This window comes from Flavobacterium sp. CG_9.10 (genome assembly GCF_015752245.1).
GTDB lineage: Bacteria > Bacteroidota > Bacteroidia > Flavobacteriales > Flavobacteriaceae > Flavobacterium.
The window spans coordinates 106288-129647 of the sequence record NZ_JADOVD010000001.1; the positions used below are offsets into that span (position 1 = coordinate 106288).

Annotated in this window: 18 protein-coding genes; 13 read left to right on the forward strand and 5 right to left on the reverse strand. The window is 33.2% G+C overall.

Going from position 1 to position 23360, the window contains the following annotated elements:
* The first annotated feature begins 3 nt into the window (after nt 1-3).
* The 10 genes from IWX84_RS00470 (at nt 4) to IWX84_RS00515 (ending at nt 14934) form a co-directional block, all read left to right on the forward strand.
* On the forward strand, nt 4-2376 hold the full coding sequence (locus IWX84_RS00470) for a patatin-like phospholipase family protein (RefSeq protein WP_196848769.1): 2373 nt from the start codon (nt 4-6) through the stop codon (nt 2374-2376).
* A gap of 220 nt (nt 2377-2596) precedes the next feature.
* The gene (locus IWX84_RS00475) at nt 2597-3754 is read left to right on the forward strand and encodes a homogentisate 1,2-dioxygenase (protein WP_196848770.1); all 1158 of its coding nucleotides are present in this window, start codon (nt 2597-2599) and stop codon (nt 3752-3754) included.
* 196 nt (nt 3755-3950) lie between these two features.
* On the forward strand, nt 3951-5111 hold the full coding sequence (gene hppD, locus IWX84_RS00480) for a 4-hydroxyphenylpyruvate dioxygenase (RefSeq protein WP_196848771.1): 1161 nt from the start codon (nt 3951-3953) through the stop codon (nt 5109-5111).
* Between the two features lie 294 nt (nt 5112-5405).
* A complete protein-coding gene (locus IWX84_RS00485) occupies nt 5406-6176 on the forward strand; it encodes a DUF3108 domain-containing protein (RefSeq protein ID WP_196848772.1) in 771 nt (256 codons plus the stop codon).
* On the forward strand, nt 6176-7111 hold the full coding sequence (locus tag IWX84_RS00490) for a tryptophan 2,3-dioxygenase family protein (protein WP_196848773.1): 936 nt from the start codon (nt 6176-6178) through the stop codon (nt 7109-7111). The genes IWX84_RS00485 and IWX84_RS00490 overlap by 1 nt, the downstream gene beginning before the upstream one ends.
* Before the next feature lie 25 nt (nt 7112-7136).
* A complete protein-coding gene (locus IWX84_RS00495; RefSeq protein ID WP_196849011.1) occupies nt 7137-8357 on the forward strand; it encodes a M23 family metallopeptidase in 1221 nt (406 codons plus the stop codon).
* Nucleotides 8358-8528: 171 nt separating this feature from the next.
* Nucleotides 8529-10172, forward strand: a complete 1644-nt coding sequence (pgi, locus tag IWX84_RS00500; protein ID WP_196848774.1) for a glucose-6-phosphate isomerase — start codon at nt 8529-8531, stop codon at nt 10170-10172.
* A 328-nt stretch (nt 10173-10500) separates the two neighbouring features.
* Complete coding sequence (locus IWX84_RS00505) at nt 10501-13848, forward strand: TonB-dependent receptor (RefSeq protein ID WP_196848775.1); 3348 nt, start codon at nt 10501-10503, stop codon at nt 13846-13848.
* 99 nt (nt 13849-13947) lie between these two features.
* Entirely contained in the window at nt 13948-14370 is a 423-nt protein-coding gene (locus IWX84_RS00510) for a hypothetical protein (protein ID WP_196848776.1), read from the forward strand.
* 81 nt (nt 14371-14451) lie between these two features.
* Complete coding sequence (locus IWX84_RS00515) at nt 14452-14934, forward strand: septal ring lytic transglycosylase RlpA family protein (protein ID WP_196848777.1); 483 nt, start codon at nt 14452-14454, stop codon at nt 14932-14934.
* Between the two features lies 1 nt (nt 14935).
* On the opposite strand, the gene IWX84_RS00520 is transcribed toward IWX84_RS00515, so the two are convergent.
* Nucleotides 14936-15403: a CYTH domain-containing protein gene (locus IWX84_RS00520; protein ID WP_196848778.1), complete on the reverse strand. Its 468-nt coding sequence runs from the start codon at nt 15401-15403 to the stop codon at nt 14936-14938.
* 335 nt (nt 15404-15738) lie between these two features.
* On the opposite strand from IWX84_RS00520, the gene IWX84_RS00525 reads away from it, so the two are divergent.
* The 3 genes from IWX84_RS00525 to IWX84_RS00535 all read left to right on the forward strand — a co-directional run bounded on the left by IWX84_RS00525 (nt 15739) and on the right by IWX84_RS00535 (nt 19569).
* Nucleotides 15739-17820: a recombinase gene (locus tag IWX84_RS00525; protein WP_196848779.1), complete on the forward strand. Its 2082-nt coding sequence runs from the start codon at nt 15739-15741 to the stop codon at nt 17818-17820.
* A 56-nt stretch (nt 17821-17876) separates the two neighbouring features.
* Complete coding sequence (gene dinB, locus IWX84_RS00530; protein ID WP_196848780.1) at nt 17877-18959, forward strand: DNA polymerase IV; 1083 nt, start codon at nt 17877-17879, stop codon at nt 18957-18959.
* Nucleotides 18960-19053: 94 nt separating this feature from the next.
* Nucleotides 19054-19569, forward strand: coding sequence for a PAS domain-containing protein (locus IWX84_RS00535; protein ID WP_196848781.1), 516 nt, complete (start codon nt 19054-19056; stop codon nt 19567-19569).
* Nucleotides 19570-19622: 53 nt separating this feature from the next.
* On the opposite strand, the gene IWX84_RS00540 is transcribed toward IWX84_RS00535, so the two are convergent.
* From IWX84_RS00540 to IWX84_RS00555, 4 genes are all read right to left on the reverse strand, one after another.
* Nucleotides 19623-20396, reverse strand: a complete 774-nt coding sequence (locus IWX84_RS00540; RefSeq protein WP_196848782.1) for a Bax inhibitor-1/YccA family protein — start codon at nt 20394-20396, stop codon at nt 19623-19625.
* A gap of 180 nt (nt 20397-20576) precedes the next feature.
* Entirely contained in the window at nt 20577-22007 is a 1431-nt protein-coding gene (gene pyk, locus IWX84_RS00545; RefSeq protein WP_196848783.1) for a pyruvate kinase, read from the reverse strand.
* 5 nt (nt 22008-22012) lie between these two features.
* Nucleotides 22013-22501: an IPExxxVDY family protein gene (locus IWX84_RS00550; RefSeq protein ID WP_196848784.1), complete on the reverse strand. Its 489-nt coding sequence runs from the start codon at nt 22499-22501 to the stop codon at nt 22013-22015.
* 113 nt (nt 22502-22614) lie between these two features.
* On the reverse strand, nt 22615-23355 hold the full coding sequence (locus IWX84_RS00555) for a ribonuclease III family protein (protein ID WP_196848785.1): 741 nt from the start codon (nt 23353-23355) through the stop codon (nt 22615-22617).
* Nucleotides 23356-23360: the final 5 nt, after the last annotated feature.

The following is a 23360-nucleotide window of genomic DNA, read 5'->3' on the forward strand; positions in this document are numbered from 1 at the left end:
TTTATGAGCCTATTCCAGCTGTTCGTTTCAAGCTTTCTGCAAAAAATCTTTTTTTCTAATAAAAAAAAAGGAGCTTCTACAGTCGCTCTTTTTTTTCAAGAAAAAATAGATTTTTTACCGTCAAGGCTTTTTACTGCCATCTGGGGCTTTAGAAGACAATCAACACTGCCTTTTTTATCTATTTTCTATTTTCTATTTTCTATTTTCTTTGTTGTTCAAAATTCATTCGCACAAGAGCAAAAAAGACCAAAAATCGGTTTGGTTTTAAGCGGTGGCGGTGCCAAAGGCTTTGCGCATATTGGGGTATTGAAAGTATTGGAGGAATCCGGTATTAAGATTGATTATATAGGAGGAACTAGTATGGGAGCCGTTGTTGGTGGATTGTATGCTTCAGGATATAATGCAAGCCAGCTTGATTCAATATTCACATCAACAAATTTTGATGAACTTTTGAACGACTTCATTCCAAGATCTTCCAAAAATTTTTATGAAAAACGAAATGATGAACTATATGCGTTAGTCTTACCCTTTAATAAATTCAAAATAGGAATTCCAGAAGCATTGTCAAAAGGGATGTACAATTATAATTTATTAAGCAGATTGACTAGAAATGTAAGGAATGTAAAAGATTTCAGTAAACTTCCAATACCCTTTTTATGTATTGGTACTAATATAGAAACTGGAGGGGCAGTTCTGTTGAATAGAGGTAATTTGGCGCAATCTATGTTAGCAAGCTCTGCATTCCCGTCAGTGTTTTCTCCTATAGAAATAGATGGGAAACTAATTATAGATGGAGGAGTGACTAATAATTATCCGATAGAAGAAGTCAAAAAACTCGGAGCGGATATTATTATAGGCGTCGATGTTCAGGATGGTTTATTAAACAGGAACCAACTCAAAAATGCAACACGAATTCTGGTGCAAATTACAAATCTTCATTCGATAGAAAAGATGAAGAAAAACATAGAAGATACCGATATCTATATAAAACCGGATATTAAAGATTACGGCGTTATTTCATTTGACAAAGGTAAAGAAATTATTAGAAAAGGTGAAGATGCGACATTCGCTGTATTTGAAAAAATAAAACTCTTAGTTGACGAGTCCAATCCCTATAAGAAGCCTAAATTAAAAATAGAAACCGACAGTTTAAATATTATAAACATAAACTGTAATGAATTAGAAAATTATACAAAAGACTACGTTATAGGAAAATTAAGATTCAAACCAGGAGTTAAAACAACTTATAATAATTTATTAACTGGAATTAATAACCTTAATGCCACTCAAAATTTTAGTTCGATTTCCTATTCATTAGACCCAATGGATGGGAAAGACAATCTGAATATCATTTTAAAAGAGAATTCTACAAAATCCTTTTTAAAATTTGGATTGCATTATGACGGCTTATTTAAAAGTTCCGTTTTGGTTAATCTGACCCGTAAGAAAACTTTATTTAAAAATGACATTGCTTCATTGGATGTGGTTTTAGGAGATAATTTTAGATATAATTTAGATTATTATATTGACAATGGATTTAATTTAAGTTTTGGATTCAAATCACAATTTAATCAATTCAATAGGAATGTAACCAAAGAAATAAGCAGTTTAGATTTAGGAGCTCTTGGAATTAATTCCGTTAATGTGGACTTTTCGGATGTAACGAACCAAATTTACTTCCAATCTTTATTTGTACAAAAATTTTTAATTGGAGGAGGAATAGAATATAAATTTTTGAAAATAAAATCCGAAACCTTGGCCAATATAGATCCTATAATTGACAAAAGTAGTTACGGAAGTTTATTCGGATATATGAAATACGACTCATTTGATGATAAATATTTCCCTAGAAAAGGATGGTATTTTTCGGGAGATATTCAATCCTATTTGATCTCTTCTGACTATACTGGTAATTTTCACCCTTTTTCTATTGCGAAAGGTGATTTTGGAATAGCAGGAACCCTTTTCAAAAAAACGACTTTTAAATTCCAAACTGAAGCCGGTTTTTCTTTTGGGAGTGATAGTGTTAATTTTTTCAATTTTCTTTTGGGGGGATATGGGTACAATATGATAAATAATTTCAGACATTTCTATGGCTACGATTTTTTAAGTATTGCAGGAAATAGTTATATAAAATCTACAGCAACCGTTGATTACGAATTTTACAAAAATAATCATTTCAACTTTTCGGCAAATTTCGCTAACATTGGAGACAGGCTTTTTGAAACTGTAGACTGGATTTCAATACCTAAATATTCTGGTTACGCGCTAGGATATGGATTGGAAACAATCATTGGACCTGTAGAAATTAAATATTCTTGGTCTCCCGAAAATTCTAAAGGATATACTTGGTTTTCTATCGGGTTTATGTTTTAATTGTAATTTATTTCAATAATAATTCCGATATTTGTTATTATGAAAACAACTTGGACCGGTTTATTAGGATATCTGCAATTTCTTATCAAGAGAAATCCTGAATGAGAAATTAATTAGATAATGGAAAATTAAAATAGAGATTCTCTTGAATCAATCTAATTCTATCGTTATCTAAATACTTTATTATCTCTCATTGTATAATTATCTAATTTAAAAAATTATGCCTATCTATCATAAATTGGGAAGTTTTCCCCAAAAAAGACACACACAATTCGAAAAACCAAACGGTGGTTTGTATTACGAACAACTATTTGGAACAGAGGGTTTTCATGGTAATTCCTCATTGCTTTATCACGTTCACAGACCAACACAAATAAAAGAAATAACAAAATCGTATTCGGTGGAACCAAAAATTGCCATTGGAAAAAACATAAAATCTTTATTGTTAAAAGGGTTTGAGTTAAAACCCGAAGACGATTTTCTGGACAGTCGCAAGGCAATGCTAGTCAATAAAGACTGTACTATAGGACTCGCTGCGCCAAGACAATCATTGCGGAATTATTTTTATAAAAATGCCGACGCAGATGAAATGATTTTCATCCACAAGGGAAAAGGGAAATTGCGTACCATGATGGGAAACATTCCTTTTGAATACGGCGATTATCTGATTATTCCACGCGGAATGATTTATCAAATTGATTTTGAAACAACGGAAAATAGATTGTTTTACGTAGAATCTTTCGCTCCTTTTTATACGCCAAAACGATATAAAAATGATTCAGGACAACATTTAGAACATTCCCCGTTTTGCGAACGCGATTTTATTTTGCCAACAGAGTTAGAAACGCATGATGAAAAAGGTGATTTCCTGATCAAAATCAAGAAAGAAGGAATGATGCATGAAGTAATTTATGCTACACATCCTTTTGACGTTGTGGGTTGGGACGGTTACAATTTTCCTTACGGATTTAGCATTCATAATTTTGAACCCATAACTGGACGCGTACACCAACCGCCACCGGTACACCAAACATTCGAAACGGCAACTTTCGTGGTGTGTTCGTTCGTTCCTAGGTTGTACGATTATCATCCAAAAGCCATTCCAGCGCCATACAATCACAGCAATATTGACAGTGATGAGGTATTATATTATGTAGATGGTGACTTTATGTCACGCAACAATATCGAGCAAGGACATATTACGTTACACCCAAAAGGGATTCCTCACGGACCGGCGCCAGGCGCAATGGAACGTAGTATTGGTCATAAAGAAACCCACGAATTAGCCGTAATGGTCGATACATTTCGCCCGTTAATGGTAACCGAGGAAGCTATGGGATTAGACGACGGTCAATATTATAAATCTTGGGTGGAGTAATAGGGAGCTATTTCCTGCTGTCCGCTGTATCTTTTTTGTTTTTAAAGAAAAACAAAAAAGGATGCCGCTTCCATCAGGGCTAGGGCTTTAGTGTAAATATCAATGTATTTTTAAATTATTAAAATCTTTGTAAATCTGTTTTATCCGCATTAGCTGCGTTCCAAAATTGGATTTGCCAAATCAAAAAATAAATACCATGTCAAAAGAAGTAAAATCAGTAGAATACGGACTAGAAAAAATATTTGAAGGAGCACAAGATTTCCTTCCTTTATTAGGAACCGATTATGTAGAATTCTATGTAGGAAACGCAAAACAGTCAGCACATTATTATAAAACTGCTTTCGGATACCAGTCATTGGCCTATGCAGGATTAGAAACTGGGGTAAGAGACAGAACTTCTTATGTGTTGAAACAAGATAAAATCCGCATCGTGTTGACCACGCCATTAACACAAGATTCTCCAATACACGAACATTTGAGAAAACATGGAGACGGGGTGAAAGTAGCAGCGCTATGGGTAGAAGATGCCACCAGTGCTTATGAAGAAACAATGAAACGTGGTGCTCGATCTTTTATGGAGCCAACGGTTGAGAAAGACGAATTTGGAGAAGTAGTGCGTTCTGGAATTTATACTTATGGTGAAACCGTTCATATTTTTGTAGAACGCAAAAATTATAACGGTGTTTTCTTACCAGGGTATAAAGAATGGAAATCCGATTACAATCCAGAACCAACAGGATTAAAATACATAGACCACATGGTGGGTAACGTAGGTTGGAATGAAATGAATACTTGGGTTAAGTTCTATGAAGACGTAATGGGATTTGTGAATTTCCTTTCTTTTGATGACAAACAGATTAACACTGAATATTCGGCGTTGATGAGTAAGGTAATGTCTAACGGAAACGGACGAATCAAATTTCCAATCAACGAACCCGCCGAAGGAAAGAAAAAGTCACAAATCGAGGAATACTTAGACTTTTATGGTGGACCTGGAATTCAGCATATCGCCATTGCAACAGATGATATTATCAAAACAGTATCGCAATTGAAAGCAAGAGGAATCGAATTTTTGTCGGCTCCTCCGCATACTTATTATGAGGCAATTCCGGAACGTTTGGGAGATCACATGAAAATGATGAAAGAAGATTTAAACGAAATCGAGAAGCTAGCAATCATGGTGGATGCCGATGAAGAAGGATATTTGTTGCAAATATTTACAAAACCAGTGCAAGACAGACCAACATTGTTTTTTGAGATTATTCAAAGAATGGGAGCCAAAGGTTTTGGTGCGGGTAACTTCAAGGCGCTTTTTGAGTCAATTGAAAGAGAACAGGCATTGCGAGGAACGCTATAGAAACGCGTTATTTTTATATAATGTGAAATTTTAACCGATGAACGGTATGTTTTTTTGCATATATTGTGTTAAAGTATATTTTTAACTAAGAAATACTGGGTTTGTTAATTACCTTTGCACTCGCAAAACAGGAAGGGGTGGTTTCCTTCCTAAATTGATATAAATTTCATAATTTATAGTTTTTTGGTTAGTTAATAGCATAAAAACTCAGTCATTATTTGACTGAGTTTTTTTGTTTTAATATATTTGGAACAAAATTTGCAGTTACGGTCATTAATCTGACATAAAAAAGCAATGAAAAAAATACTACTACTCTTAATACTGATTACAACTGTTAGTTTTGATTCTCCTAAAGAAGATGCTTACGAAGCGGGTGAATGGTTTAAATTTAGAATCCATTACGGTGTTGTAAACGCGGGTTACGCAACTTTGGAGGTTAAAGATGCCACAGTAAATAACAGAAAATCTTTTCATGTGATAGGGAAAGGGTTTACTACTGGTATGTCTCGATTTTTCTTTAAAGTGGATGATTTATATGAAAGCTACATTGATAAGGAATCCGGAAATCCAAATCAATTTGTAAGAAAGATTAACGAAGGAGGTTATACTAAAAATCAAGAAGGTTTTTTTAATCAAAGTGCCAATCGAATTCTGGTTAAAGATTATAAGCACAAAACCGAAAAAACACTTATCATTCCAAAAAACACTCAAGACATCTTGTCGGCCTTCTATTATTTAAGAAATTATCCCGGCATTGATAAATTGAGGGTTGGAGAAGCAATCTCGATTGATATGTTTTTTGATAATGAAACTACAAAGTTTAAGTTAAAATTTATTGGACGTGAGGATATTACAACTAAATTTGGCGTTGTTTCCGCTATGATTTTTAGACCTTTGGTTCAATCGGGACGTGTTTTTAAAGAAGAAGAAAGTCTAACCGTTTGGATTTCAGACGACGATAATAAATTACCGTTGCGTATCAAAGCAAGTCTTGCTGTAGGATCAATCAAAGCAGATTTGGACGCATTCAAAGGATTGAAGAATCCGTTTAAAATAAAAAGATAATGAACAATAGTGATAATGCAGAAGTGATTTTAAAAGAAATTGAACTTAAATATCAAGCAATAAACCAGAAGACCGAGACGCAACTAGAAGGATTACTTTGGTCGAAACCTATAACTTACTGGGATTATATTCAAACGGATGCATTATTAAATCTTCAAATTCAAAGAACAACACTTCCGGATGAAATGGTTTTCATCATGTATCATCAAGTAAACGAACTGATATTTAAGATGATACTTTGGGAAATGAATCAAATTTCGTACGCACAAAACATTCAAACTGATTTTTTTACCGAAAGGTTAATGAGAGTTAGTCGGTATTTTGATATGCTGACAACCTCTTTCAGTATTATGGGAGATGGAATGGAAGTGGAGCAATATATGAAATTTAGAAATACGCTTACACCTGCAAGCGGTTTTCAAAGCGCACAATACCGCTTAATTGAGTTTTCTTCTACAGATCTAATAAATCTTATTGATCATCGCTATAGAGACACGATTGATAGAAACACACCTTATGAATTTGCTTTCGAACATTTGTATTGGCAAGCAGCTGGTAAAGATTATAAAACAGGTAAAAAATCATTCCTTTTGGAGGAATTTGAAAGAAAATACAAAAAAATGTTTTTAGGTCACATGGAAGAATATAACACCATAAATATTTGGCAGAAATTCAAACAACTTCCAGACGCAGATCAAAAAAATCCAGAATTAATTACAGCCATGCGTCATTATGATCACACGGTAAATATTACGTGGGTGATGCAACATCTAAACACGGCAAAAAAATATATTGATCAAAGTGGGAAAGGTGATGGAGAAGCGACAGGTGGTAGTGACTGGAAGAAATACATGCATCCAAAATACCAACGAAGAATATTTTTCCCTGAATTATGGACCGCTGCTGAGTTGGCGAATTGGGGAGAAGAAAAATAATTTAAATTACAATATGAATTACAGTTTGAAAAAAGTATTAATTATTATCATAGTATTATTTTCATTAGTATCGTGCAAAAAAACTGAGGTTACATTTGATGATGAAATTGTAAAACCTGTATCCAAAAAAGTTGAATTTGGATTTAAATATTCTGATTTTAATGTGATTAAAGACACGATAAAAAAGGGAGACAGTTTTAGTACTATTTTACAAAATCAAAACATTGGGAACAGAAAAGTATTTGATATTGCAAAAAAAGTTAAAGACTCATTTGATGTCAAAACTATTAGAATAAACAGACCATATACCTTACTGAGATCCAAAAACAAAACCAACAAATTACTGGTTTTTATTTATCAACCGGATGTAATGCATTATTACGTTGTTGATTTACGAGATACAGCCATTGTTGCCTATAAAAAAACATATCCGCTGACGTTTAAAAGCCGCACAATAGGAGGTTTATTAAAGGGATCCTTATCCGAGACTCTTGAGAATGCCAAGGTAGAAGGTTCAATGGCTAGCAAAATTTCTAAAATTTTTGCTTGGTCTATTGATTTTTTTAAACTTAAAAAAGGGGACCGATTTGGTATCACATTCAAAGAACGATTTATAAATGACACTATATATGATGGGGTCGAGAACCTAGAGGCAGCATTTTTTGAATACAAAGGAAAAATTATTTATGCGTTTCCTTATGCTCAAAATTCATCTTCAGGTAAGATTGAGTATTATGATGAAGAAGGCAAGACTTTAAAGAATTTCTTTCTTAAAACGCCTATTAAATTCAGTAGAATTTCCTCTCGGTTTTCAACTAATCGATTCCATCCTGTGCAACATAGGTGGAAAGCACATAAAGGTACGGATTATGCGGCACCATACGGAACACCTATTTCTACCACTGCTGCGGGAACAGTTGAACAAACTGGTTTTACGGCGGGTAATGGGAATTTTGTCAAAGTAAAACACAATGGGACCTATTCCACACAATACTTGCACATGTCGAGAATTTTGGTGAGACGTGGTCAACATGTCAATCAAGGTCAAGTAATAGGGCGAGTGGGTAGCACCGGCTTGGCGACAGGTCCTCATGTATGCTATCGTTTTTGGAAAAATGGCGTTCAAGTGGATGCTTTAAGGCTTAAGTTTCCTAATGGGGAACCTATGAGCGGCGGAAACAAAAGCCGTTTTTTAAAGACAATTGCTCCTTTAAAATGGGAATTAGACAGTGTTTCTAATTTGTAATTTGATTTAATGGCCTTTCTTTATTCTATTGAGATTACTTTCAGTCAATTTCGAACTTCACTTATTTGGCAAAATTATTCTAAATTGTTATATAATTGTAAACCCGTTTTTCATTAAAACTAATTTCAGTATTTTTGCCAAAAATTAAATACAACTACAATCCAAATATAAATGGCTTTAAATACAATAAACCCAACAGAAACAATAGCTTGGAAGAAACTTGAATTGCATTATAATGAAATGCAAACAGCTTCCATGCAAGAAATGTTTCAATCAGATGCTTCAAGAACAGAAAAATTCAATTTAAAATGGAATGATTTTTTAATTGATTATTCGAAAAATATAATCAATGAGGAAACGATTGCATTATTGCTTGACTTGGCAGAAGAAGTAGGACTTAAAAGTGCCATAAACGAGTATTTTGATGGTGAAATTATAAACCAGACTGAAAACAGAGCGGCCCTTCACACAGCTTTAAGGGCTAAAAAATCAGCTATTATAAAAGTTGACGGTCTAAATGTGGTTCCTGAAATTTACGAAGTAAAAAATAAAATAAAATCATTTACCAATGAAGTTGTCTCTGGCCAAAGAGTCGGCTATACAGGTAAACCTTTTACAGATGTTGTAAATATAGGCATTGGTGGTTCAGATTTAGGACCTGCAATGGCAGTTGAAGCATTACAGTTTTATAAAAACCATTTAAATATTCATTTTGTATCGAATGTAGATGGTGATCATGTCAATGAAATTATAAAAAAATTAAATCCTGAAACTACGCTGTTTGTTATTGTTTCCAAAACATTTACTACTCAAGAAACATTAACTAATTCTGAAACGATTAGAAAATGGTTTTTACAATCAGCGAATCAAGAAGATGTAGCCAAGCATTTTGTTGCCGTTTCTACCAATATTGAAAAAGTAACCGAATTTGGTATAAATCCAGACAATGTATTTCCTATGTGGGATTGGGTTGGCGGACGATTTTCATTATGGAGCGCCGTTGGTCTTTCAATAAGCTTGGCCGTGGGATTTGAAAATTTTGACGAATTATTAGCTGGTGCAAATGAAATGGATGAACATTTCAAAAGCGCAGATTTTGATATGAATATCCCCGTGATATTAGCCTTACTGAGTATTTGGTACAATAATTTTTTTGGTGCCGAAAGCGAAGCTTTGATTCCTTATACACAATATTTACAAAAATTAGCGCCTTACTTACAGCAAGGAACTATGGAAAGTAATGGTAAAAGTGTGGGTAGAGATGGAAAACCGGTAAACTATCAAACAGGAACTATTATTTGGGGTGAACCAGGAACCAATTCTCAGCATGCTTTTTTTCAATTAATTCATCAAGGAACAAAATTGATTCCTACTGATTTTATTGGATTCATAAAACCATTATACGGTAATGAAGATCATCACGATAAATTGATGTCTAACTTTTTTGCTCAAACCGAAGCCTTATTACACGGAAAAACAAAGGAACAAGTTCAAGCAGAATTTGACAAACAAGGACTCTCAGCGGATAAGGCAAAATTTCTTTTGCCATTTAAAGTTTTTCCAGGAAACAAACCCACAAATACCATCTTAATACAAAAATTGACGCCAAAATCCTTAGGTTCTTTAATTGCATTATACGAGCACAAGATTTTTGTTCAGGGAATTATTTGGAATATTTTCAGTTTTGATCAATGGGGTGTTGAACTTGGAAAACAATTAGCCAATTCAATTTTAAATGAAATCAATACTGAAGAAGTAAAGAATCACGATAGTTCAACTGCATTTCTATTGAATTATTTTTTAAAGAATAAATAGCACTCATTTTTTTTACAAATAATTTTATAGAAAAACCCTGATTTCACACAAAATCAGGGTTTTCTATATATAAGTGACTTAGCAGTAGTTTTTTGAAAAATCATTTTATATTTTTTTATTTATTTTCAAATGTTATTTTTTTATATAATATTCAATGTTATGTGTCTAAAATTGGAATAAATTATTTTTTTTAACAATATATTTATTAATAACATTTAATAGTAAATTAACGACGAAAAAAACACACTTTATTAACGTTGTGTTAACTTTTGAAAGTAAAAATGTTATATTTTTGCCAAATATTTTTAAACTAAACAAAAAAGCAAAAATGAAAAGAATTATTTTTATTTTGATTATTTTTTTATCGGTTGTTGGTCATTCGCAGGTTACTAGTTCTGCAATGTCTGGTACGGTTAAATCAAGTTCTGGTGAGTCCTTGCCAGCTGCTTCAGTAGAGGTTATACATAAGCCAACTGGAACAAAGTATTTTTCAACTACAGATGCTAAAGGAGGTTATGCAGTTCAAGGAATTAGACCAGGAGGTCCCTATACTGTAAAAGTAACTTATGTTGGTTACAAAACAACTGAGATTACTGATATCAATGCACCTTTAGGGAGTAACTTAAATGTAAACATTGTTGTTCAGGAAGAATCAAATGCTTTAAAAGAAGTTGTAGTTGTAAGTACAAAATCAAAAGGAGCTTTCAATAAAGGAAGAACTGGAGCTTCACAACAATTTTCAAATAGAGAATTAACAGCTGTTCCTGTTACAGGTGCAAGATCGATTAATGCAATCACTAAGTACAATGCAAATGCAGGAGCTAATGGTAGTTTTGGAGGTCAAGATTCAAGATTAAACAATTTTACAATTGATGGATCTGTATTTAATAATGGTTTCGGTCTTGGAAATGATTCACAAGCTGGAGGTAGAACTGGTTCAACCGCTATTTCTTTAGATGCAATTGAACAATTGCAAGTGAATATTGCTCCGTTTGACGTACGTCAATCAGGTTTCCTTGGTTCAGGAATTAATGCGGTAACAAAAAGTGGAACTAATGAAATTGAAGGTTCTGTTTATAACTCATTCCGTAATAACAAAAAGAATTTTATTGGAACTAAAGCGGGAGATAGAGTAATTGTACCAGGAAAATTTAATGAAACTGTTTGGGGAGCCAGAATTGGAGCACCAATCATTAAAGACAAATTATTCTTTTTTGGAAATTTTGAAACAATAGAGAATACTAGCCCAGCTACGACTTGGACTTCTACAGGTTCACCACAGCCAAGTGCTCAAGTTTCTGCACCTACATTTGCTCAAATGCAAACACTTTCAACTTTTTTGAAAGACAAATTTAATTATACAACAGGTCCTTGGGAAAACTATGACGCTGCTAAAGTGTCAAAAAAATTCCTTACAAGATTAGATTGGAATATCAACGACAACCATAAACTTACGGCTCGTTACGTGTTTCATAACTCTTCATCAGATGAGTTAACCTCAAACTCTAACTCTTTAGGATTTGGTAATAGAAGAACTAGCGCACTTGCAATGTCTTTTCAAAATAGCGGATATGTTATTCAAGATAACACGAGATCGATAGTTGTTGAATTGAACAGTAAATTAAGTAATTCATGGTACAATAACTTCATTGCAGGTTATGACAAACAAATTGAAGATAGAGCCTTACAAGGTGGAGGTTTGTTTCCTACTATTGATATAAAAAACGGATCAGTCAATCCAGTTACTGGAGTTGTTACAGCAGGAACATCTAATCTTATTTCTGCAGGTTTAGATCCTTTTACTCAAGGGAATAAATTATCTTATTCTACTTTACACTTTACTGACAATTTGACTAAAACAATAGGGAAACACTCTTTATTATTTGGTGCTAACTTTGAGTACTTTAAATCAAGTAATTTGTTTTTCTCAGGTTCTAATGGAGTGTATGTTTTTAATTCATTGGATCAATTTTATAAAGCGGCTAATCAATCAGCTCTTAATGGTGGTGCGCCATCTACAATTGTTTCTGGTATTGATCGTGTTCAGTTTAGATATTCAGCTTTGGCTGGTGCTGAAGAGCCTTTGCAAATTTTGAAGTCAAATAAACTTGACTTGTATACTCAAGACGAAATTAAAGTAAGTGATCAATTTAGAGTTACTTTAGGACTTCGTGCTTCAGCTGTTTGGTTTGCTGATACAGCACTTGAAAATCCTAAAGTTACAGCAATGACTTTTGCTAACGGAGAAAAATTCAACACTGGTGATATGCCAAATACTCAGTATTTGTTTGAGCCTAGAATTGGGTTTAATTTAGATGTAACTGGAGATGCTACAACACAAGTTCGTGGTGGTAGTGGTGTGTTTACAGGAAGAGCTCCATCGGTTTTCTTATCTAATGCTATTGGTAATAATGGTGTTCTTACAGGTTTTGTTGATGTGAGTGGCCCTGCTATTGCTGCAGGTGGATACGGTTTTACACCAAACCCAAACGATTATTTCATTCCTGCTACACCTACGCTTCCTTCTACATTTGAATTAGCGTTTACAGACAAAAAATTTAAGTTTCCACAAGTTTGGAAAACAAACATAGCTGTTGATCAAAAACTTCCTTTAGGTTTTGTAGGAACGATTGAAGGTATATTCCAATCAAACATTAACGCAATTCATTACTACAATGCAAATTTTGAAACTCCAGTTGGAAATTTCAGTGGTCCTGATACAAGACCAAGATATGCGCGTACTGACAACGGAGTTAGAATTAATGACAATGTTTCCAGTGCAGTTGTATTAACAAATACGAATAAAGGATATTTTTACTCTACAACATTTAAATTAGAGTATCCATACAAAAAAGGTCTTTGGGGATCTGCAGCCTATACACATTCAAGTGCTAATGATTTATTATCGGCAGGTTCTATTGCTTCTGGTTCTTGGACTGGTGCTAGATCAGTAAACGGTAATAATGACTTACCTTTATCTTTATCTAGTAATAATACACCTCATAGAATTGTTGGTATATTAGGATATAAAATTGAGTACGGTGATAAACTTGGAGCTGCTACATCAATTAACTTAGGTTACATTGGAGAACAAGCTGGAGGAATCTCCTATGCTTATAATGGCGATATGAATGGTGATAGAGTAAATGGAAATGATTTATTATTTGTACCAAATAATGCGAATCAAATTCGTTTTCAACCATTGTCAGTTACAAATGTAGTAAATGGAGCAAATGTAGTAACAGTGTATACTGAAGCACAACAACAACAAGCTTTTGATTCTTACATTAACCAAGATAAATATCTTTCTACAAGAAGAGGTCAATATGCTCAGAGAAATGGAGCTGTCATCCCTATGTTACATAGATTAGATTTATCAGTTACTCAAGATTTTTTCTTGAAAATAGCTGGAAAAAAGAATGCTTTCCAATTTAGAGCTGATATCTTAAACTTTACCAATATGTTGAATAAAGATTGGGGTGTTACACAAAGAGTTACAAATTCAAATGTTTTGAGCTACGTAACTACAACTGCCAATGTGCCTTTCTACCAATTAACAACTCAAACAGATGTTGCAGGAACTAAAACTTTAATTAAAGATACCTTCCAAAAAAATGCTTCAACTTTCGATGTTTGGCAAGCACAATTTACACTTAGATATATTTTTGGAAAATAATTTTCTTCAAACTTATTTGATATTTAATAACCACGCCTTAAAAGCGTGGTTTTTTTTATGCCTTTTTTTCTTATATTTGTTAAAACAAAAACTTTATTTATGTACGATTTTATTCAAAAATTTCATTCTGGTTGGGCTTATTTAGCACTTTTATTATTGGTGGTTGCGGTTGTTAATTCATTTATTGGGATGTCTTCTAAAAAGGAATTTACAGCAAAAGATAGAAAAATTGCCTTGTTTGCTTTAATAGGAATACATACTCAGCTATTGATTGGTTTTATTCTATATTTTGTTTCTCCATTAGGTTTTGCTTCATTCGGACAAATGTCAGATAAAGCCTTGCGATTGACTTCATTAGAACATCCATTAATAAACATTATAGGAATTACTTTGATCACCATAGGTTGGTCTAAACATAAAAAATTAATGACAAGCGAATCAAAATTTAAAACATTTTCTATTTTTTATGGTTTAGGATTGCTACTTATATTGAGTAGAATTCCATGGTCTATGTGGTTTTAAAAACCCGTTAAAGCTCTAGAAATAGAGCTTTTTCTATCTAGGTATGGTTTTTGTAAAATAGATTAACTAAAAGAAGAATACATGAAGAAATTAATTACATTATTTTTTTTGCTTGCAATTATTGGGTTAGGTAGCAGTCAAAGTTCAAAAAAAGATAAACAAAAATCTGTTGTTCAAAAGGACACTCTTAAGAAAAGCAAAACGGTGTTTGGAAACAAAGAAGTTATTTCAGATACGATTATGGTCGTAGTGGGGAAATTCAAAGTTTATAAAACCGATGCTCATGCTTCTTATTATGCTGATAAATTTAATGGAAGAAGAACCACAAGCGGAAGAAAATTCGACAACAATAAATACACTGCAGCCCACAAAAAATTACCCTTTGGAACAAAAGTGAAAGTGACTAATGAAGCTAATGGTAAATCAGTAATTGTTGAAATTACAGATAGAGGCCCATTTGTTAAGTCTAGGGAAATTGATTTGTCAAAAAGAGCATTTAAGGATATTGCATCTCGTCGTGACGATGGCGCAATGCAGGTAACTATTGCAGTATTGAATAATTAAATTACCAATTTTTGTAAGGATGGTTGCTTAGGTAAGCATTATAATAACGTTTGTCATTTGTCACTTCTTTAGCTAGCCAATTGGGTTTTTCGAAAGTTTCAGTTTCAGAAGTAAGTTCGATTTCAGCGATAATTAAACCCTCGTTCTCGCCATAAAACTCATCTACTTCAAAAATGTGATTCCCTATTTTCACTTCAAATCGAGTTTTGTCGATGATTCCTTTTTCGCATAAAAGCAGTAGTTTTTGAGCTTCATCAATTGGAATTTCTTTTTCCCATTCAAAACGAGACATTCCCGTATCGTTTGAAATTCCTTTTATGGTCAAATAGCCTTTATTTCCTTTTATGCGTACTCTTACCGTACGTTCCGGAACTGAACTTAAATATCCTTGTGCAATACGATTTTGAGCAAAAGCTGCTGCCTTAAAAGAGTCGTTTAAAACCAAGAATTTCTTTTCTATTTCTATCATTTTTATGGGGAATGCTATTGATGGTATTGTGTTTTATTCTCTTTCAGTTTCAATTATAAAAAAGTGGCGCCGTTTTTTTGTACTTATCCAAGATTAAGCTGATTATGAATGCTGTTTTTTAATGTAACTCAAAGGTATAAAATATTTGTACGATGATTAGTTATATTATTCAAATTGCTTTACAGGATAGCGTTATCGTCTTGATTTTTATCAGAATGATGCTCTGTTTTTTTTTATATTATTTTCTAATCCTAGCATTGGTAACAACTTTTATGATTTAGTTAGTGAATAATGATAGGTCAAATCGTATTTTTACAAAAATCGACCATATCATAATGAAATTATTTTTAAAAGTAAGATCCAAAATAACTCCAATAGGATTAATAGCTTCTTCTTTTGACGAAAGTCAATCTTGGCTTAAAAAGGAAGATGATTTAGAAGTCTTAGTTAGATTGATTCGACTCATTAGGCCGTCAAAAATCAAAAAAATACAAACCATTAACTTGAAAGAAATTATTTCTTTTTTAAAAGAAAATGATTTTTGCCGTAAGCAGTTTTCTATTTACATTAAAGAAATTTTACAAGATAAAAAGTTTAATAAAATCCTTTCTGATGCTGCTATATTGCAAGATGTAGATTTTATTTTTGAAGTTAAAAAAAGAATTTTCGCGAAATTCCTGCCGTATCAGCCGCAGAAAAATACTCTAGAATACATCCTAAACCAGGTTTTTTATAAATCTAATGATTCGCTTTGGATTAATACAATACAGTCCAGTCAGTTAGAAGAATTATATGTTCTTTTAGAATTTAAATCAATTTACGAAACTACAGAACCCAATTCAAGTTTGTCGGAATTATTGGTGGCAATGTCATTGATTACACAACGCATTAGTGGTCGTGCCATGGAAACCGATGTGCTTAAAATGGTGCCTGAATTTGACGATTTTGAAAGTCCCTTTGGAGCATTTGAAAGAGAATTACTGCTAATGGAAGAAAAGATTCGATCTTCGGAACAGCATTATATAAAACGAGATGATTTGTCCTATGCACAACTATTGGTTTTACATAAACAATGCGAAGAATTCGTTGATAAAGCATTCCATAATAGTTCTAAATACGGAATTTCACTTCGGGTGAACCAGAATTTATTAAAAATCAGGCAGCAATTAATTAGACTAAAATATTTAATTCCGCTATTAATTATTGAAAAAGAGAATGATAAAAAAACAAACGGAATCGCATTGGCTTTACAATTAATCAAGTACAATTGTTATAAAAATAATGTTCGAAAATTTATTGCCGAAAGTACCCAGCTTATTTCCTATGAAATAACGCAACATACCGCAAAAACAGGAGAACATTATATTACAGAAACCCGAAGCGAGTATTTTAAAATGTTCCGTACGGCTTTGGGCGGTGGGCTTATAGTGGGAATATTATGTGTTATTAAGGTATTGCTCTCTAAAGTGGAAGCGAGTTACTTTGGTCATGCTTTTTTTTATAGTATGAATTATGCCTTTGGATTTATTGCCATTTACCTTTTTGGTTTTACTTTGGCAACTAAGCAACCAGCCATGACTGCTTCTGCCTTAATAAAAGCACTGGAAGAAGGGTTAATTAAACAAGGTAGGGATTCTGAAAAGTACGAAGCCTTTGCTATTCTTTTTGCACGTGTTTTTCGGTCTCAGTTTATAGCGTTTGTAGGAAATGTAATTATGGCTTTTCCTATTTCTTTGTTAGGAATTTGGCTGATTGATTATACTTTGGATTATAATATTGCTGCAACAAAATGGGAGAGTTTACTCACTGATTTAAGTCCCATTCATTCGTTAGCGATTCTTCACTCAGCTATTGCCGGGGTGTTTCTATTCTTATCCGGTATCATTTCAGGAAGTGTTGCCAATAGAGACAAACACAATCAGGTTTATTTTCGTATTGCGGAACATCCTGGACTGAAAAGGAGTTTAGGAAAAGTACGTACGTTGAAATTAGCAAAACTGTATGAAAAAAGGTGGGCGGGAATTATAGCTAATTTCTGGTTTGGTATTTTTATGGGGAGTATTGGTTCGATTGGCCTGTTTTTAGGTCTAAATCTTGATATTAGACATATTACTTTTGCCAGTGGAAATTTAGCTTTAGGTTTGTATGGAGCAAATTATGCGGTTAGTAATTCTATGTTATTCTGGGGTATATTTGGAATCGGGATTATAGGTTTGGTCAATTTTATGGTTAGTTTTAGTCTGTCATTGGGACTAGCTTTCCGTTCGAGGGCTATTTCATTATTCGAAGTAAAATTTATTGTTGCCTCGATTTGGAATCATTTTAAATCAAGGCCTATTAGTTTCTTTTTTCCTACAGAGAAAAAAAATAAATCAGTAATAGTTGAAAACTATTTGAGTTCAGAAGTAAAAGAATAATTTTAAGTCCTTTGTAAATTATTTTATAAAGAGACTACTCATGCAATAAGTATAGGATGGAAGCTTCAAATCCAAATAGGAAAATCATACACATCGATATGGATGCTTTCTACGCCTCGGTAGAGCAAATGGATAATCCGTTATTGAGAGGCAAACCCGTTGCAGTAGGTGGTTCTGAAAACCGAGGTGTAGTGGCTGCGGCAAGCTATGAAGCCAGAAAATTTGGTGTTCGAAGTGCTATAAGTGGAGTCATGGCCAAAAAGAACTGCCCCGAGCTCATCTTTGTCACACCAAGATTTGAAAGGTATAAAGAAATTTCAGCTAAGATTCAAAAAATTTTTCATGAGTACACCGATTTGGTAGAGCCGCTTTCCCTTGATGAAGCGTATCTTGACGTGACCAAAAACAAGAAAGGGAATCCTAGTGCATCTTTATTGGCAGAAGAAATCCGATTACGCATATTCAATGAAGTAGGTTTAACGGCTTCGGCAGGAATATCAATTAATAAGTTTGTTGCAAAAATAGCCAGTGATTATAACAAGCCTAATGGTCAAAAAACAGTTAATCCTGATGAAGTAATTTCTTTTCTTGAAGAATTACCCATTCGGAAGTTTTATGGTGTAGGAAAAGTCACCACAGAAAAAATGTACCAGTTAGGAATTTTCACTGGTGTGGATCTAAAAAGTAAGACTTTGGATTTTCTGGAGAAACATTTTGGAAAATCAGGAAATTTCTACTTTAATGTGGTACGAGGGATTCATAATAGTGAGGTAAAATCAAACCGAATTACAAAATCAGTAGCGGCCGAACATACTTTTGATGTCAATCTTTCCTCTGAAATCTTCATGTTGGAAAAGTTGGAAATCATTGCAAATGCACTAGAAAGACGATTGAAGAAGCACAATGTTGCCGGAAAAACAGTTACATTAAAAATAAAATACAGCGATTTTACCCAACAAACCAGAAGTAAAACGGTACCCTATTTTATATCTGATAAAGGAATAATTTTAGAAATTATAAAAGAATTATTATATCAGGAACGAATGAAAGATTCCGTGCGATTACTTGGAATTTCACTGAGTAATTTAAATACCGAAGAGAAAAAATTCCTAGTAGTTCAGTTGAAATTTGATTTTTAAGTAGGTAAAGGCTCGTTCAACAATGGTTAAAACGGTGTAATTAGAATTATATCTTCATAATTTTTTTTACATTTGATTATATAATCAATTAATCATGAGTAATTTAAAACAATATGATGACGCTATAGTAAAGTATCATAGTGATTTACGCATAAAAACACTTCCCGTTTTTTCTTTAAATTTTCATTATGAATTTTTAAATGAATTAAGGGACTCGTTTTTAGATTTGTATAAATTAAGAGAAATTGCTACGCAAAGTAAGTGGAGTCTTCAGGATTGGGATCTAAAAACTAGACTGGAAGAGGAAGTGATCATAGTTACGGATGCTAAACTGAAAATTGTTTTTGCATCAAATAACATGGTGAAAATGAACGGTTATTTAGCTGCCGAAGTTTTGGGTAATAGTCCTAAAATGTTTCAAGGCAAAGCGACTGACAGACAGATTTCGAGTGAAATAAATGACGCAATTCAACTACAAGAGCCATTTGAAAAAACGGTGTTAAATTATAAGAAAAGTGGTGAGATTTATTATTGCTTGATAAAGGGCTTTCCGATATTTGATTTGAAAGGAAAATTAAGCCATTACATTGCTTTTGAGAAAGCGGCATAAAAAAAACCTTTCTGTCAAGAAAGGTTTTTTAGTATTTTATATTAAAACTATAATTAGTTTTTGCTATTCAGTTTAGATAGTAATCGTAAAAACTCAATATACAACCACACTAAGGTGATCATCAAGCCCATTGCGCCATACCATTCCATGTATTTTGGCATTTTTTGTTCCGTTCCTTTTTCGATTCGGTCAAAATCCAAAAACAGATTTAAAGCGGCAATTACAATAACAAAAATACTGATACCGATACTCATTAACGAATTACCATAATGTACCGGTACAAAGCTCGTGAACATGGAAAACAGCCAAGAAATCAAATAATAGGTGGCGATAGCAAGTGTCGCTGCCATCACAACCGATTTAAATTGCTCCGTTACCTTTACAATTTTATATTTATACAAACCCAGACATACCATAAAAGTTACAAAAGTCGCACCTACTGCCTGTATTACAATTCCGGGATATCGGGCTTCAAATATGGCAGAAACACCGCCAATGAACAATCCTTCAAATAATGCGTAACCTGGAGCTAAATAAGGGGAATATTGTGGCTTGAAAGCCGCGATAAGAACCAAAATTAGACCTACAACTGCGCCTCCTATTGCAGGTACTATTGGATTCAGGCCATTAAAAGCCATCCACCAAATCACCATTGCTGAGGCGGTAAGAAGTAAAAACAGGATAATGGTTTTATTGATTGTCCCTGCCAAAGTCATTTCTTGATTGTAATCAATGATAGTGGCATTGTGAACTTCGTCTTTTCTGGATACTGCGGTGGATGAAAAAGACTTATTGTTTAAAAATGGATTTTTCGAATTTAAACTCATAGTGGATAAGATTTTTATGCATCAAATATAAATTTTATTTTACAGATGAATGTTTATTATATCTTAATTTTTTTCGAAAAAAATCAGAAATAAATTGATTCATAAAAATATATTTTGCAAAAAAAAATCCGTCTCATATTTTCAACGAGACGGATTCTAAATAATGATTCGATAGTTTTACTATTCTATTTCAGAAACTCTTAAGGTGTTTACCATTCCTTTATCTTTAATAGGCATTGCTGCTAAGTTGATTAAGAAATCGCCTTTTTTCACGAAGCCTTTTACTTTAACAATTTCATTGATGTCAATTACGGTATCGTCCGTACTTACATTTTTTTCGTAGAAGAATGATTTTACGCCCCATAATAAATTAAGTTGTGTAAGGATTCTTTTATTCGAAGTAAAAACTAATATATGTGCGTTTGGTCTCCAAGCTGAGATTTGAAATGCAGTGTATCCACTATTGGTCAATGTACAAATCGCTTTTGCTTGTATGGAATTTGCCATTATTGCAGCATGATGACAAATAGTCTTTGTAATAAAACGTTTTGTTTTTATCTGTGGTGTATTTTGTGGAACACGAATTAACGGTGAATCCTCTACAGCTTCAATGATTTGAGTCATTTTTTGGATTACTTGAACAGGATAATTACCTGTTGCCGTTTCGCCAGATAGCATTACAGCATCTGCACCATCCATTACTGAATTAGCGACATCATTTACCTCGGCACGTGTTGGCGTCAAGCTGGTAATCATTGTTTCCATCATTTGCGTAGCTACAATTACCGGAATTCTAGCGGTTTTTGCTCTGCGAATCAATTCCTTTTGAACTAGAGGCACTTCGTGAGCTGGAAGTTCAACACCTAAATCTCCACGAGCTACCATCAAACCATCACAATAAGCAACGATTTTATCGATGTTTTCTAATGCTTCTGGCATTTCGATTTTGGCGATAATTGGAATTTTATAGTCAGAATGTTTGGCTATTAATTCTTGTAATTGTTGCAAATCCTCTGGAGTTTTCACAAATGAAAGAGCAATCCAATCTACATTTTGACCAATTGCAAAAATAGCATCTGCAATATCTTTTTCTGTCATTGCAGGTAAAGATATTTTTGTGTTAGGAAGATTAACTCCTTTTTTGGATTTTAATTCACCACCTTGAATTACTCGGGCAACAACTTCTGTTTTCTTGTCCGTTTCAACAATTTCAAAAATAAGTTTTCCATCATCAAGTAAGATTCTTTCCCCAGGATTAACATCATTTGGAAATTCTTTATACTTCATAAAAACCTTTTTGGCAGTTCCTATAATATCTTCGGCAGTAGTAAATGTAATTAAATCACCATCGTGAACGACTACGCCTTCTTCCATAACTCCTACGCGAAGTTTCGGACCTTGTAAATCTCCAAGAATTGCAGTAGTGTAACCAAACTCTTCATTTAAACCTCGTATAAGGTTAATTTTTTCTTTTACATCTTCGTAGTCAGCATGAGAAAAATTTACTCTGAACACGTTTACACCTGCTTCAATCATTTCTTTAATAATCTCTCTGGTACTACATGCAGGCCCAAGTGTGGCTACAATTTTCGTTTTTTTGTTTGTAAGCATTTGTATTAAAAAATTAAATTGTTTTTTGATTTTATTTGACTTGTTTCAACTGTATAAATGGCCGAAATACTATCAATTTTGTTTAGTATAGTTTGTATTTTGGATATGTCTATAATATCTTCGGTATTTTCTATCTTTAAGAAATAATCCACCTTTTTAAACTCAGGAAGTAAAAAAACCTTTGTCGCCACTTCCATGGTTATATTTGAAAATAGATTCTGATTATTTCCTTTTTTCTGTTGGATGACTTCACTTTTATTTTGAATCAAATTCCAGGATATAGCATTTTCAACATCAAAATAATAAAATCTAGAGAAATTTGTTTCCCCTTCATTTATATTAATTTGAATTTCATTCGCGCTTTTGCTTAGATTAATCGGAAGATTTTGATTAATAAAATAAGCCAAACGATAGTCTTCTAATGAAGTGTGAATAGCAATAAGATAATAATCTATTTCGTCAAATTCGCCAAGATCCAGTTTGTGAATACCCATTTCGTGCAAAATATGATGTAAATATAGTATTTCTATTGATGTTTTATCCTCTTCAAATGAGATGTTTGCGTTAATTTATAAACGAAAACGTTGTAGTTTTAAGAAAATTGATATTATTTTCTGTCCATCTTTTCCTGGAATGCAAAATAGGCACGTTGGGATGCTTTTTCTTCTGCTTTCTTTTTAGAAGTGGCTCTGGCTTTTGCAATTACTTTATCATCAATGCTCAGTTTTACACCAAACAAACGTTGTCCATCGATTGCGTTATCTTCAAAAATATCATAATGAAATACCTTTTTTTCTTTTTGACACCATTCTATAACTAAACTTTTATAGCTGATAACTTTGCCTTCCAGTCTGGCGATGTCAACGTACGGAACAACAACTCTTTTTTGGATAAATTTTTCGCAATAAACATAGCCTCTATCTAGATAAATTGCTCCCACTAATGATTCAAATATATTTCCGTGTATGTTTTCGCCAAAATGCTGAAGTGGCACTTTGCTTTCTATATATTGGACTAAATTTAAATCCTTACCTAGTTCATTCAGGTGTTCTCGGCTTACAATTTTTGAACGCATTTTAGTCAAATAGCCTTCGTCTCCCGCAGGTGCTTTGCTGAATAGATGTGCAGCAATTACCGAGCTTAGCATGGCATCGCCTAAAAATTCTAACCGTTCGTAATTGATTGGATTTCCTAAAACATCCAAACGATTAGAAGAACGATGGGTGAATGCCTTTTTGTAATAATCTAAATTTAAAGGGGCAAAACCCAATATTTTTTGGATAGAATCAAAAAAAATCCCGTCTTCTAGAGAACGGGATTTTGAAAATATTTTTTTAATTATACGCATCTAAA

Excerpts from the sequence above, each read along its gene's own strand:
- IWX84_RS00470 (WP_196848769.1), top strand. The coding sequence starts at position 4 with ATGAGCCTATTCCAGCTGTTCGTTTCAAGCTTTCTGCAAAAAATCTTT.
- IWX84_RS00475 (WP_196848770.1), top strand. The coding sequence starts at position 2,597 with ATGCCTATCTATCATAAATTGGGAAGTTTTCCCCAAAAAAGACACACA.
- hppD (WP_196848771.1), top strand. The coding sequence starts at position 3,951 with ATGTCAAAAGAAGTAAAATCAGTAGAATACGGACTAGAAAAAATATTT.
- IWX84_RS00485 (WP_196848772.1), top strand. The coding sequence starts at position 5,406 with ATGAAAAAAATACTACTACTCTTAATACTGATTACAACTGTTAGTTTT.
- IWX84_RS00490 (WP_196848773.1), top strand. The coding sequence starts at position 6,176 with ATGAACAATAGTGATAATGCAGAAGTGATTTTAAAAGAAATTGAACTT.
- pgi (WP_196848774.1), top strand. The coding sequence starts at position 8,529 with ATGGCTTTAAATACAATAAACCCAACAGAAACAATAGCTTGGAAGAAA.
- IWX84_RS00505 (WP_196848775.1), top strand. The coding sequence starts at position 10,501 with ATGAAAAGAATTATTTTTATTTTGATTATTTTTTTATCGGTTGTTGGT.
- IWX84_RS00510 (WP_196848776.1), top strand. The coding sequence starts at position 13,948 with ATGTACGATTTTATTCAAAAATTTCATTCTGGTTGGGCTTATTTAGCA.
- IWX84_RS00515 (WP_196848777.1), top strand. The coding sequence starts at position 14,452 with ATGAAGAAATTAATTACATTATTTTTTTTGCTTGCAATTATTGGGTTA.
- IWX84_RS00520 (WP_196848778.1), bottom strand. The coding sequence starts at position 15,403 with ATGATAGAAATAGAAAAGAAATTCTTGGTTTTAAACGACTCTTTTAAG.
- IWX84_RS00525 (WP_196848779.1), top strand. The coding sequence starts at position 15,739 with ATGAAATTATTTTTAAAAGTAAGATCCAAAATAACTCCAATAGGATTA.
- dinB (WP_196848780.1), top strand. The coding sequence starts at position 17,877 with ATGGAAGCTTCAAATCCAAATAGGAAAATCATACACATCGATATGGAT.
- IWX84_RS00535 (WP_196848781.1), top strand. The coding sequence starts at position 19,054 with ATGAGTAATTTAAAACAATATGATGACGCTATAGTAAAGTATCATAGT.
- IWX84_RS00540 (WP_196848782.1), bottom strand. The coding sequence starts at position 20,396 with ATGAGTTTAAATTCGAAAAATCCATTTTTAAACAATAAGTCTTTTTCA.
- pyk (WP_196848783.1), bottom strand. The coding sequence starts at position 22,007 with ATGCTTACAAACAAAAAAACGAAAATTGTAGCCACACTTGGGCCTGCA.
- IWX84_RS00550 (WP_196848784.1), bottom strand. The coding sequence starts at position 22,501 with ATGGGTATTCACAAACTGGATCTTGGCGAATTTGACGAAATAGATTAT.
- IWX84_RS00555 (WP_196848785.1), bottom strand. The coding sequence starts at position 23,355 with ATGCGTATAATTAAAAAAATATTTTCAAAATCCCGTTCTCTAGAAGAC.